The organism is Cobetia sp. MB87, assembly GCF_011319755.1.
Taxonomy (GTDB): Bacteria; Pseudomonadota; Gammaproteobacteria; order Pseudomonadales; family Halomonadaceae; genus Cobetia.
The window spans coordinates 239,166-251,784 of sequence record NZ_VFBC01000007.1 but is presented as its reverse complement, the minus strand read 5'-3'; the positions used below and the strand labels follow the sequence as shown (position 1 = coordinate 251,784).

12 protein-coding genes and 1 tRNA gene are annotated in these 12,619 nt (G+C 63.8%); 8 read left to right on the top strand and 5 right to left on the bottom strand.

Going from position 1 to position 12,619, the window contains the following annotated elements; translation table 11 throughout:
* Positions 1 to 10 precede the first annotated feature (10 nt).
* Positions 11 to 616, bottom strand: coding sequence for a ComF family protein (locus CDPAHKCJ_RS07155; RefSeq protein WP_166019231.1), 606 nt, complete (start codon positions 614 to 616; stop codon positions 11 to 13).
* Positions 617 to 1,035: 419 nt separating this feature from the next.
* On the opposite strand from CDPAHKCJ_RS07155, the gene bioB reads away from it, so the two are divergent.
* The 6 genes from bioB (at position 1,036) to CDPAHKCJ_RS07125 (ending at position 6,305) form a co-directional block, all read left to right on the top strand.
* Positions 1,036 to 2,214, top strand: a complete 1,179-nt coding sequence (gene bioB / locus CDPAHKCJ_RS07150; RefSeq protein ID WP_166019230.1) for a biotin synthase BioB — start codon at positions 1,036 to 1,038, stop codon at positions 2,212 to 2,214.
* A gap of 6 nt (positions 2,215 to 2,220) precedes the next feature.
* Positions 2,221 to 3,582 (top strand): 8-amino-7-oxononanoate synthase, encoded by a 1,362-nt coding sequence (locus tag CDPAHKCJ_RS07145; protein ID WP_346773905.1) that lies wholly within the window; start codon positions 2,221 to 2,223, stop codon positions 3,580 to 3,582.
* Positions 3,579 to 4,406 (top strand): hypothetical protein, encoded by an 828-nt coding sequence (locus tag CDPAHKCJ_RS07140; protein WP_166019229.1) that lies wholly within the window; start codon positions 3,579 to 3,581, stop codon positions 4,404 to 4,406. The genes CDPAHKCJ_RS07145 and CDPAHKCJ_RS07140 overlap by 4 nt, the downstream gene beginning before the upstream one ends.
* Position 4,407: 1 nt before the next feature.
* Complete coding sequence (locus CDPAHKCJ_RS07135) at positions 4,408 to 5,274, top strand: methyltransferase domain-containing protein (RefSeq protein ID WP_166019228.1); 867 nt, start codon at positions 4,408 to 4,410, stop codon at positions 5,272 to 5,274.
* Between the two features lie 58 nt (positions 5,275 to 5,332).
* A complete protein-coding gene (gene bioD, locus CDPAHKCJ_RS07130) occupies positions 5,333 to 6,121 on the top strand; it encodes a dethiobiotin synthase (protein ID WP_166019227.1) in 789 nt (262 codons plus the stop codon).
* A gap of 99 nt (positions 6,122 to 6,220) precedes the next feature.
* Positions 6,221 to 6,305: transfer RNA gene (locus CDPAHKCJ_RS07125), tRNA-Leu, on the top strand.
* A gap of 287 nt (positions 6,306 to 6,592) precedes the next feature.
* On the opposite strand, the gene CDPAHKCJ_RS07120 is transcribed toward CDPAHKCJ_RS07125, so the two are convergent.
* Together CDPAHKCJ_RS07120 and CDPAHKCJ_RS07115 are read right to left on the bottom strand one after the other, a co-directional pair.
* Entirely contained in the window at positions 6,593 to 6,964 is a 372-nt protein-coding gene (locus CDPAHKCJ_RS07120; RefSeq protein WP_166019226.1) for a hypothetical protein, read from the bottom strand.
* 134 nt (positions 6,965 to 7,098) lie between these two features.
* On the bottom strand, positions 7,099 to 7,425 hold the full coding sequence (locus CDPAHKCJ_RS07115) for a YnfA family protein (RefSeq protein WP_043332424.1): 327 nt from the start codon (positions 7,423 to 7,425) through the stop codon (positions 7,099 to 7,101).
* Positions 7,426 to 7,656: 231 nt separating this feature from the next.
* On the opposite strand from CDPAHKCJ_RS07115, the gene CDPAHKCJ_RS07110 reads away from it, so the two are divergent.
* Complete coding sequence (locus CDPAHKCJ_RS07110; protein ID WP_166019225.1) at positions 7,657 to 8,109, top strand: hypothetical protein; 453 nt, start codon at positions 7,657 to 7,659, stop codon at positions 8,107 to 8,109.
* 222 nt (positions 8,110 to 8,331) lie between these two features.
* Entirely contained in the window at positions 8,332 to 8,877 is a 546-nt protein-coding gene (locus CDPAHKCJ_RS07105; protein ID WP_166019224.1) for an Mpo1-like protein, read from the top strand.
* A gap of 154 nt (positions 8,878 to 9,031) precedes the next feature.
* On the opposite strand, the gene CDPAHKCJ_RS07100 is transcribed toward CDPAHKCJ_RS07105, so the two are convergent.
* Both CDPAHKCJ_RS07100 and cobA read right to left on the bottom strand, forming a co-directional pair.
* Entirely contained in the window at positions 9,032 to 10,861 is a 1,830-nt protein-coding gene (locus CDPAHKCJ_RS07100; protein ID WP_166019223.1) for an acyl-CoA dehydrogenase C-terminal domain-containing protein, read from the bottom strand.
* A 317-nt stretch (positions 10,862 to 11,178) separates the two neighbouring features.
* On the bottom strand, positions 11,179 to 12,384 hold the full coding sequence (cobA, locus tag CDPAHKCJ_RS07095) for a uroporphyrinogen-III C-methyltransferase (RefSeq protein WP_346773904.1): 1,206 nt from the start codon (positions 12,382 to 12,384) through the stop codon (positions 11,179 to 11,181).
* Between the last annotated feature and the right edge of the window lie 235 nt (positions 12,385 to 12,619).

The window sequence follows — 12,619 nt, the reverse complement described above, 5'->3', positions numbered from 1 at the left end:
CGTTTGCGGGTCACAGCGCCCCGCGCGAGGCCAGGGGAGTCCGCGCCAGCACGCAGGCATCGACCTCACGGGCACCGGCTCGCAGGCAGGCCTGAGCAAGACTGTCGAGCGTCGCACCGCTGGTCATGACGTCATCGATCAGCAGCACGTGCTCGGGCAGTAGGCCCTCGATGTCATAACGCCCACGCTGGGCCTTCAGACGCCCGCGCCTATCCCGCAGACGCTGATCCGGCGCTGCCCTGGCCACCGCGACTAACGCCTCGTGCGGCATGCGCCTGTCGCGTACCCGCGCCATATCCCGCGGATGGCCAGCAATGGCGGGGCTCAGCCCGCGACACAGCTCTGCCAGCGCATCATGGCCGCGCTGGCGACGACGATAGGCATCTGCCGGCACCAGCAGCACTGCGCCGTGAGGATGCGACTGGCGCCACTCGTGGCAGAAGTGCGTCAGCTCCCGCTGCATGAGTTGGCGAAGCAGTCGTCCGGCGCGGCGCTGATGCTGGTCCTTGTAGCGCTGGAACAGCCCCGCCAGCAGTCCTTCATAACGCAGTGGCGCATAGCAGCGCGCAAAGGCGGGCGGTGACGACAGGCACCGCGCGCAGGCCTGCTGACTCAAGGCCAGTGAGGCGACAGGCTCAGCACAGCGCGGACAGGCATGCTGATTGCGCGCGATTCTCGCCTCGCAGGCGTCGCACCACTCGCGGCGCGATGACAGCGCTCGCTCATGACGCGAGCGTGTCGCTAGAGAGGAAAATGAATGGGGAGGTGAAACTGAAGCGCTCTGCCGTTCGGCCGCGCCGGACATGGCTGTCGTCAGCTGACGCTGACAGAAGGCGCAGGGTCGCGACAGCTGCCAGTGGTCAACCAGCAGATTCCTCATCGTTGACAGCGCCCGCGGAAACTCTATCATCTCAGTTAACCTTGTCTTACTCGATGCGTTGACTGACTACTCGCCAGCTCGGCTGCCGGACTCACCCACGGATGAACGGCTCAGCGCGCTCTCGCTCTGCCCGCCTGATGAAGGACCTCAAGCTCATGACCGTAGAAGCCTCCCGCGTGACCACACAAGCCACGAATATCCCTGCGCCTGCCGATGACAGCGTGGTACGCCATGACTGGAGCGTCGCGGAAATCGAGGCGCTGTTCGCCCTGCCCTTCAATGACCTGCTGTTCCGTGCCCAGCAGGTGCACCGCCAGCACTTCGATCCGAATGCGGTACAGGTCTCCACCCTGCTGTCGATCAAGACCGGCGCCTGCCCGGAAGACTGCAAGTACTGCCCGCAGTCCGGCCACTACAACACCGGCCTTGGCAAGGAAAAGCTGATGGAGATCGAGAAGGTGGTCGAGCAGGCACGTGCCGCCAAGGATGCCGGCGCCAGCCGCTTCTGCATGGGCGCGGCCTGGAAGAGCCCGCGTGAGCGCGACCTCGAAGTGGTCACCGAGATGGTGCGTCAGGTGAAGTCGCTGGGACTCGAGACCTGCATGACACTGGGCATGGTCGATACCGATCAGGCCAGAAAGCTCGCGGATGCCGGCCTCGACTACTACAACCACAATCTGGACACCTCACCGGAGTACTACGGCGAGATCATCACCACGCGCAGCTACAGCGAGCGCCTGGACACCCTGGCCAGCGTGCGCGAAGCCGGCATGAAGGTGTGCTCCGGCGGCATCCTCGGCATGGGCGAGACCACCACCGACCGTGCCGGCCTGCTGCGTCAGCTGGCCAATCTGGAGCCGCAGCCGGAATCGGTCCCGATCAACATGCTGGTCAAGGTGGCGGGCACGCCGCTGGAGAATGTCGATGACCTCGATCCCATCGAGTTCATCCGCGCCATCGCCGTGGCACGCATCATGATGCCGAAGAGTCACGTGCGCCTGTCCGCCGGCCGCGAGCAGATGGACGATTCCACCCAGGCACTGGCCTTCCTGGCCGGTGCCAACTCCATCTTCTATGGCGAGCGTCTGCTGACCACCGGCAACCCGCAGGCCAACCGTGACCGCGAGCTGTTCGAGCGCCTCGGCCTGCACCCGGAGACCCGCCAGGAAGTCGCCAGCGACGAAGTGCGCGAAGCCGCCCTGAAGGCCGCCATGGAAGAAAAGGCACGCGCCAATGTCGAGGGCAGCCTGTTCTATGACGCCACGCGCGAAGCGACGCCCGCCAGCAGCGAAGGCCAGGTGCGCGAACGCAAGCCCTGCGGTCTGGTGGTCTGATCGCTCGTGGCCACTGACACGCTCGCCCGCCCGCGCGCAAGCTCCAAGTCCAGCGGCAGCTTCACGCATCTGGAGGCACTGCTCACTCAGCGTGAGCAGGCCGGCCGTTATCGCCGGCGCCTGACGCTGGATTCGCCCCAGGGCCCCCACGTCATCCTCGCCGGGCAGGCAACCGATGCAGAGGCGCGCCCGCTGCTCAACTTCACTGCCAATGACTATCTGGGCCTGGCCAAGCATCCGGCACTGATCGAGGCCGGCTGTCGCGCGGCGCGTGACTTCGGTGTCGGCAGCGGTAGCGCCCACCTGGTCAATGGCCACCAGCGCGCTCACCACCAGCTGGAGGCTCGTCTGGCCGAGCTGACCGGGCGGCCACGCGCGCTGCTGTTCTCCACTGGCTTCATGGCCAATCTGGGCGTGGTCGATGCGCTGGCGAGCGCCTCGCGCGAGGCCGGTCGCAGCCTCGAGATCTTGCATGATCGCCTCAATCACGCCAGCCTCCTCGACGGCGCGCGCCTAGCGTCCTCCGGCACCACTGCCGTACGCTCGCGTCGCTTCCACCATCGCGATCTTGAAGACCTCGAGCGCCAGCTGACGCGCTCCCGGGCCGATGACAAGCTGGTGATCAGCGATGGCGTGTTCAGCATGGATGGCGACTGCGCCGATATCGCGGGCCTGAGCCAGGCCTGCGCCCGGCACGGCGCCTGGCTGATGATCGACGATGCCCACGGACTGGGCGTGCTGGGTGAGCATGGCGAAGGCCTGGTCGGGCGCGAGACCTCGCTGGCTGATGTGCCGGTATTGGTCGGCACCCTGGGCAAGGCCCTCGGCAGCAGCGGCGCCTTCGTCGCCGGTAGCGATGCGCTGATCGAAAGTCTGATCCAGCTGGCCCGCCCCTACATCTACACCACCGCGCAACCGCCACATGTCGCCGCCGCGACCCTGGCGGCGCTGGAGACCATCGCGCGCGAGCCGCAGCGCCGTGAGCAGTTGCAGGCCCGCGTGCAGCAGTTCCGTGATGGATGTGCCCATCTGCTGGCGGGCAGTGGGCTCGCACTCGGGCTGTCGCCAGCCGACACGAATGATTCACCCTTCATTCCGCTGACCCCGATTCAGCCGCTGATTCTGGGTAGCGAAGCGCGGGCATTGACCTGGAGCGCGGCACTGCGCGAGCGCGGCGTGCTGGTCTCGGCCATCCGCCCGCCCACGGTGCCCGCCGGCAGCTCGCGCCTGCGCTTCACCTTCTCTGCCGAGCACACGGCCGAGGATATCGCGGCACTGCTTGAGGCTCTCGAAGCGGTACTGGCAGCGGAAAAGGCCCAGCCCCGGTCAGATGCATCGCAAGCGAGCATAGAAGGAGTCACGCCATGACGCTGTCTCGTCTGGTGCTGTTCAGCGGCTGGGGCATCGATGCGCGTATCTGGCAGCCCTTGATCGCCTGCCTGCACGCACGCCTCGCTCACGTCACGGAGACGGATGATCAGGCAGGTGACGGGGCAGATGATCAGACAAAGCGTCGCCCGCTGGAGATCATTGCGCCGGATTGGCCAGAAGAAGGCCCGCAAGCCGATTCACGAGCAGACTCAGAGCCGACTGCCTCGCAAGCCTCACTGGGCGGGGCCGATACCCTGTGGCTGGGCTGGTCGCTGGGCGCCCTGCGGGCCGAGGCGCTGGCGAGAGAACAAGCGCCGGCCGCTCTTGTCTCGCTGGCCATGGGACCAAGCTTCATCGACCAGGCCCCATCTGAACAGACGATTCCCGCCCTGGCACCAGAAGTGCTGGAGGACTTCCGTGCAGCCTTCGCGCGCAACCCTGCCGCCAGCTGGCAACACTTTCTGCGCTGGCAGGCCAGTGGTGAGGGCTCTGCACGTGACTGCCTCAAGCAATTGCGCGAACTGATCGGTCGCCACCCCGTCAGTCGCGCAGCGGTGCTGGCGGCAGGACTGGCGGAACTGGCCAGCCGCCAGATGTCACTGGCGCCTCAACCAGAGCTACCGCTCGAGTTCTGGCTCGGCAAGCAGGACCCGCTACTGGCACCGGGCCTGAGTGCGGCGCTGCGCGCGCAGGGCCAGGTGGTCGCGGAATTCGAGGGTGGCCACTGCCTGCCATTGAGCGCGACCGAGGCGCTTGCCGATGCCCTGCTCACACGCATGGGCCTCACCACCCACGTCACACGTATCAGCGAGGAGGCCTGAGATGTCGATAGCCGTCAGCGTGCCGCCTGCAGAGCTTGCAACACCCCCGCTCACGCCTCCACTTACGCCTACCCCGAGCCGCCAGCAGATTGCCCGCGCCTTTGATCGCGGCGCTACCGACTACCTCACGCTGGCGCAGGCGCAGCACGCCATGGCGGCCACCCTGTTCGCCTCGCTCCCTGAGCGGCTGCCACCCGCCGCGCGAGTGCTCGATCTCGGTTGCGGCCCGGGGCATTGGACGCTCGAACTGGCGCAGCGCTACTCTGGAGCTTGCTGCATGGGGTTGGATCTCTCGCTTGAGATGCTGCGTGAAGCCGCACGCCAGACGAGCGAACTTGCGAGTGGCGACTCTGGACGCCTGCACTGGCTGCGCGCCGATGCCGAGCGCCTGCCACTGGCCGATGCGAGTCTGGACCTGGCCTTCTCGAGCCTGGCCGTGCAATGGTGCGACAGCCCTCGGCTATGGCTCGCGGAACTGTCACGCACCTTGAAACCCGGCGCTCGAGCGCACATCAACACCCTGGGGCCCGGCACCCTCAAGGAAGTACGCCATGCCTGGCAGCGCGCGGATGATTCCGTGCGTCACTTCCCCAGCGCCTCCCATCTTGCACGCCATGCCCAAGCCGCCGGGTTGCGCTGCCACTGGCAGTTACGCCCGCGGATATTTCACTATCCCGATGTCGCCGCCGTCATGGCCTCGATCAAGGGCATCGGGGCACAGACCGCCACTGGCCGGCGCCTGACACGTGCCGAGGTGCAGCAGGCCAAGGCGCGGCATGAAACCTTGCGTACCGCGAAGGGATTACCTGTAAGCTATCAAGTCATTGAACTTGTGCTCGAAAAACCGGTCAGAATTGCGTACGAATAACACTGATACTTTGCTTGAAGGCAATTACCTGCCTCGCTCGGATACAATGAAAACTGATATGAAAACCGCGGACAGCTCGTCACGGAACACGACTCCGCCTGCGCGAGCCGAACATGGCATCGCCGCCTTCGTGACCGGCACCGATACCGAAATCGGCAAGACCTTCATCGCCAGCGCCCTGCTGGCACGTGCTCGCCTGCGCGGCCTGACCACGCTGGGCCTCAAGCCCGTGGCCTCTGACTGCTTCGAGAATCACGATGGTCTGGTCAACGCCGACGCCCTGTCATTGCAGGCGCAGTGCGAACCGGAAGCCGATTATGAAAGCATCAACCCCTGGCGCTTCGCGCCGGCCATCGCCCCGCACATTGCCGCACGTCAGGTGGGCGTCAATCTCGAGGTGGCAAAGATCGCGGCGCAAGTGCGGGGCCAGCAAACAAGCGCACCGCGCGACCTGCTGTTGGTGGAAGGCGCTGGCGGCTGGCGGGTACCGCTAAATGACGATGAGGATTTCTCGGACCTGGCCATCGAGCTGGGCTTGCCGGTGATTCTGGTCGTCGGGCTGCGCCTGGGCTGCATCAATCATGCGCGCCTGACACTAGAGGCCATCGAACGCGACGGGCTGGAGATCGCCGGCTATGTCATCAACCATCTGGAAGCGGATATCGAGGTCAGCGAAGACAACATGGCAACCTTGTCACGCACGCTGCGAGCCCCCTGTCTGGGGGTCGTTCCGTGGATGTGCGATGAAGATCTCTCCAATACACGCCACGCCGCCGAGCGCGCCGCCAGCTATCTGCAACTGCCCTGCGGGCTGGAATCACGTAGCGTGCATGTCGTACAGGAGTGAGGCACTGAAGGCACAGCACAAGGCGGGGAATTTCAGGGGATAATCGACACAAGCGATTGACTTGAAAGGCATCACAGGTAAAATGCAGCCCTGCTTCTCGCGGAAGTGGTGGAATTGGTAGACACGCCAGATTTAGGTTCTGGTGCCGCAAGGTGTGGGGGTTCGAGTCCCCCCTTCCGCACCATCAGCAGACTCTGCTGATGCTCCCCAACTGCCTGGCGCAGTCAGCAAGTCCTCTCGCTTTTAATCTGTCATGCATGCGTCGTGATATCTGACGCCTTCTGCACCCATCATCATTGTCAGCGCCTTCCAGCCGATTACTGGTCCCGCGTCTTTCCCGCTTTCTGCGTTACTCTGCTTTGCAAACTATCTGCTTTGCAAACTACCTGCTCTGCATTCTCCTGCTTAGCGTTCCTCTACTTTGCGCCCCCGGTCGATCTGTGGTGCGGCATTCGCGCGTCTGGACGAATCTCAGCGTCGTCTTATGCTGTCTTGCAGGTTGGCCAGGCTGACACGCGCCTGATCCAGCATCAGCTGGCGCTCTTCACGATCATGATGAGCGGCATGCGCCGCGGCGAGCTGCAGGTTCACGTATTCGATCCCGCTGGTGAAGCGATAGAACTCGCGACGCGAGGCCACCTGGCGAAAGGCGTCGAGCAGTGAGGGGTCAAGCGCCAGCCGCTCACCACGCGCAACGTCTGGCTCCGCCTCCACCAATGCCGATAGCAGTGGTTGCACGGCCTGATTCCATTCCTCTCTGCGCGGCCGCCAGCGACCGAGCCAGAAGCCGATGAAACCGCCGATGCCAAGGCCGCCCAGCCCCCATAACCATTCCCACTGCATGCTGGTGCCTCATTGCGTCAGATCGAATTCCGAGGGTCATTGCCTCATCCTGGCGCAGTATACCCAACAATGAGCGCTCTCATGCTCAACGCCCGATATATTTAATAAAATACTAATAAACAAGACATTTTCGCTCATTGCGCACGGGCGCCCAGCACGATGATGGCGCTGCCTGCCAGGCAGACCAGTGTCCCCAGCAGGTCCCAGCGACTGGGCAACTGCTGCTCGACCAGCCACAGCCAAGCCACTGACGCGGCGATATAGACACCGCCATAGACGGCAAAGGCGCGCCCGGCGTGACTGACGTCGACCAGTGAAAGCAGCCAGGCGAACAGCGCCAGGCTGAGCATGCCGGGAATCAGCCAGCCGGGGCTGCGCTCCAGCTTCCACCAGGCCCAGAAACTGAAGCAGCCGGCGATCTCGGCGAGCGCCGCCAGCGGATATATCCAGAGAATCGACATCGATGAGTCTCGTGTGAGATTGGCAGCCCTGGGTGACAGCGCCATGAAAGTTGTCGGCATCAGACGACTCCCGCACCCCATCAAAAGCCGCTAGGATTAATTAGCGGACAATCCATGGACAATCACGGCCGATGGATTCCCTGTCCGTCTCTCCGTATTGACCAAGCCAGGATTGGCGCCGTCTTGCTGCGCATGATATCGCGCAGTGACTCGATAACAAGGAACCCCACGATGACTCGGCAACGACTGATCATCAACCGCCTGGATGCTGACCGCCTCCAGCGCCTGATCGACGCTCAGCAGCACGATGAGGAGCTGTCCCTTCGCCTCGAAAGCCGCCTGATCCAGGCAGAGATCGTGCCCCCCGATGACTTCCCCGAAGACCGCGTCAGCATGCGTAGCCGCCTGCGTCTCAAGGGGTCGCGCTCCGGCGATAGCGAGCTGACACTGCACTATCCCACCCCGGAGGATGGTGAGTGCATTTCACTGCGCAACCACCTGCCGCAGCCCGAAGAGCAAGAGACCTCACTGGCCCTGTGCATCATGTCGCCACTGGGCATCGCGCTGCTGGGAATGGCGGTTGGCGAGCAGATCACGCTGCCCCGGGAAGATGGCCAGAGCGACATCATCCGCCTGGAAGCCATCCTGCATCAGCCGGAAGCCTGCGGTCATTTCCACCTCTGAAGGGCCAGTGCCGCTTGATTCACACCAGAAAAAAGCGCCAAGTTCGACAGTCTGCCTGCTCTGACACAGGCTGGCAGCACGGCAATACGCTACGCTGACAGTAGCCAGCAGGGTTGCCGGACCCTGCTGACTCACGCCATTGCTCCTTGACATAACACGCCATCGATCCCGCTGCGCACCTGCGCATGCGGGCATTTTCAATGTCTGTCTGGAGAATGCCTCATGGGTATATTATCGCACCCTCATATCAAGGCAGACGCTCACCAGCGTCTGCATGAAGCACTCGAGCACTACGCGGCCAGTCATCAGCATCGTGAAAACATCCGCATGCATCTGGTCTGCGTACCTGTCATCTTCACTGCCAGCTTGATCCTGCTATGGAGACTGCTCGGGGGGCAGGGGCTATCGAGTGAACCGGGGCTGGGTCTGTGGATGCTGCCCGGTGGCGTGGTCACCCTGGCGCTCCTGGCCGTCTATGCGCGCTTCTCTCTCAGGGTGCTTGGCGTGATGGTCGCCTGGACCCTGGCCAGTCTGGCCGTGATGTTCGTGATGCTTGGGCTCAACTGGCCGGTGACTCCGATGATGCTGGCGGCCTTCATGGTTGCCTGGATCGGTCAGGTCGTCGGCCATCGTATCGAGGGCCGCAAACCGGCCTTCCTCGATGATCTGCGTCAGCTGCTGATCGGCCCGCTGTTCGTGCTGGTCGAGCTGTTCCCCGCCATGCGTGACTGGCTGCTGAGGCAGGATGAGCCGACCGAGCGGTCATGAGCCGACCTGCAAGCATGCAAGCTTACCGACACGGTCCGATGGACAGGGGCTCAGGCCACACAAAAAAGCCCAGCGACCTGACACGGTCGCTGGGCTTTTCATGGGACGCTAGTGACGATCACGGTGCCTTAGCCTTACGTCATTGCGTCTTGCGTCATTGCTCCGGCGCGAAATCCTCGAGGCTGAAGGCCATCAATGGCGCTGCACCAGCACTGATCTGGGCTTCCAGGGCGACGGCGCGCGGCAGCACGCGTGCCACGAAGTACTCCCCGAGCGCCAGCTTGCGGCGATAGAAGGCCTCACCGCTGGCACCTGCTTGCGCCAGTCCATGCGCCGCAGCTCGCGCCATGCGCAGCCACAGATAGCTGTAGACACACAGCCCTGCCAGATTGAGGTAGTCACAGGCCGCCGCGCCCAGCTCTTCCGGGTTGTCATCGGCACGGGCCAGCAACTGCTCGGACACTCGCTCCAGACGCGCAAGCTCCGTCTTGCAGGCCTCGGCGAACGGGTGGGTCCGAGCATCGTCGACCTGACACTCAAGCTCGGCTCGTACCAGGGCGGCAAAGCTCGCCATATGGGCGCCACGATTGCGGTAGAGCTTGCGCCCCACCAGATCCATCGCCTGAATGCCGTTGGTGCCTTCGTAGATCATCGCGATGCGTGCATCGCGCACGTACTGCTCAGCGCCCCACTCCACGCAGTAGCCATTGCCACCATAGAGTTGCTGCGCCATGACGGTGGCATCGAAGCCACGGTCGGTCAGCAGCGCCTTGGCGATCGGCGTCATGAATTGCACCAGCGCATCCGCGCCAGCCTTCACCGCGTCATCGGCGTGATATTTGACGCGGTCCAGCTGCTGGCCCACGAAGACGGCAAAGGCGCGCCCGGTCTCGTTCCAGACGCGCACCTCAAGCGCCATGCGTCGCACGTCAGGATGCACCAGAATCGGGTCGGCCGGCTTGTCAGGCGCCTTGGCCCCAGTCGGTGCCCGGCTCTGCAGACGCTCGGCGGCGAAGTCCATCGCGCTCTGATAGGCCACCTCGCCCAACCCCAGCCCCTGCAGACCGATGGAGAGACGCTCGTAGTTCATCATGGTGAACATCGCCGCCAGCCCCTGATGTGGCTCGCCAATCAGCACGCCTTCGGCACCGTCGAAGTTCATCACACAGGTCGCGCTGCCCTTGATACCCATCTTGTGTTCGATGGAGCCACAGCTGACCGCATTCGGTGCCGTCGGCTGCCCATCGGCATCGAGCAGGTGCTTGGAGACCAGAAACAGCGAGATGCCACGCGTCCCCGGCGGCGCATCCGGCAGCTTGGCGAGCACCAGATGCACGATGTTGTCGACCATGTCGTGCTCGCCGCCGGTGATCCAGATCTTGGTGCCGGTGAGGCGATAGCGCGGCAGCCCCAGCAGCGGGTCATCGCCCTCGAGGGGTTCGGCACGGGTGCGGATCAGGCCAAGATCCGTGCCGCAATGCGGCTCGGTCAGGCACATGGTGCCCAGCCAGTCGCCGGCATACATGCGCGGCAGAAACACCTGCTTGACGGACTCCGGCGCGTGGCTGTCCACCGCCAGACAGGCACCGGCATTCAGCGCCGGATAGAGCGCGAAACTGGCATTGGTGGCGTAGAGCATCTCTTCAAAGGCCACGGTGAGCATCTTGGGCATGCCCTGACCACCGTATTCAGGATTGCCGCCCAGTCCCATCCAGCCGCCTTCGGCGAGCACCCGATAGGCCTCCTTGAAGCCCTTGGGTGTCGTGACGTGGCCGTTCTCGAAACGCGCACCCTCGGCGTCACCGCTCAGGTTCAGCGGCAGCAGCTCGGCCTGGGTCACGCGCGCACCTTCCTCGAGAATCGCCTCGGCCAGCTCGACATTCACCTCTTCGGTGGCTGCCATGTCCGCCCATTCCTGCTCGGCGGCAAACACCTCATCGAGAATGAAGCGTGCATCCTTGAGTGGCGCCTGATACTTGGCCATATCACTGTCCTCACTGACTCATGTGCTAAGGGCTTGCGCGAAAGACTTGCCTCACGCCCGTGATGAAAGACGGGCTTCGCCCAGCAGAATTCAAACGATTGCTTGAAACAATAGGCGCAATCAGATGCCACGTCATCTCGACCTTGGCCCAAGAGCCGCCCAGCCATGTGTCAACGCGATGGTCAGGCCAACGACCACGGCCCCCATGGCCCGCGACATAACGCAAGATGCCGCCCCGGGGTTACCGAGGCGGCGTCTTGTCACTGCTCATGTCGCTACTTTTTCGCTTCTACACCTTCGTTTCCACGACGGTCGCGCTATACCGATACCGCATTGGCCAGCGGCGTCGGGTGCTTGCCATCCTCCCACCCAAGGCTGCTGTTGGCGTTCGGCGAGAACCATTGAAGTGTGTCGTGCAGCTTGACCACATTCCCGACGATGATCAGCGTCGGCGGCTTGAGGCCCTGACCGGCGATCTGCGCCGGCATGTCCGCCAGCGTTGCCACATGCACACGCTGACGCGCGGTGGTGCCCTGCTCGACCAGCGCGATCGGCGTGGACGCCGCCAGGCCATTGGCGATCAACTGCTCGCAGATCAGGCCCAGGCTGCCAAGCCCCATGTAGAAGACCAGCGTCTGGGCCGGACGCGCCAGCGCCTCCCAATCCAGGTCACAGCTGCCATCCTTGAGATGCCCGGTGACGAAGCGCACCGACTGGGCGTGGTCGCGATGGGTCAGCGGGATGCCCGCGTAAGCCGCGCAACCGGAAGCCGCCGTGATGCCCGGAACCACCTCGAAACTGATACCGGCACCGGCCAGGGTCTCGAGCTCTTCCCCGCCGCGCCCGAAGATGAAGGCATCACCGCCCTTCAAGCGCACCACGCGATGCCCGGCGCGAGCGTAATCCACCAGCGCCTGATTGATGCCTTCCTGGGGCACGCTATGATCACTGCGCGCCTTGCCGACGTACAGGCGACGCGCCTCAGGCTTGGCCAGCGCCAGAATCTCGTGACTGACCAGACGGTCGTGAATGATGACATCGGCCTGCTGCAGATGACGCAGCGCCTTGAGGGTCAGCAGCTCCGGATCGCCCGGTCCCGCACTGACCAACGCCACCTGGCCATGCGTGCCCGTGAAGCGGTCCTCCTCCTTTACCGGCAATACCGCCTCGCCTGCCACCAGGCGTGGCGGCAGACGCACGCTGGAGTCCCGGGGGTGGCTCGGCGCGAACACCATCACGTGCTGCTCGCGCGCATGACGCAGGATGCCGCGATCACGTCCTTCGCTGCCGGTCGCGACCAGCCATAGCTGGCCCGGTGCCGGCACGGGCAACAGGGTATCGGCAACCTCCCAACCTTCACGACCACACAGGGTCTCCAGCATCGGCATGCGGGCATCGCCGTAGACACACAAGTCAGCGCCGAGTCCGGCAAAACGCTCCGCCAGAGCGACAGCCTCCTGGCCACCACCGATCAGGCACAGCTGGAGTCGTGAGGGATCACAGGAGAGATTGAGAAATTCCATGGGGCACATCCACAAACGCGGCGAGGCTGGGGAGCAGCCTTCGATGGGTCGCATTTTAGAGCATAAGAACCACTCTCTAAAATAACCAATAAGAATAACAACCCTGATGCTACGTTGTAGTCGCGCAGAGGAAATACCGAGTGAGGAAATACCGAGTGAGGGAATAACGAGTGGTGAGATCGGGCGAGGCCTCTGTCTCCGCGATAAACGAAGGCCCCCGCTTCCATGGGAAAGC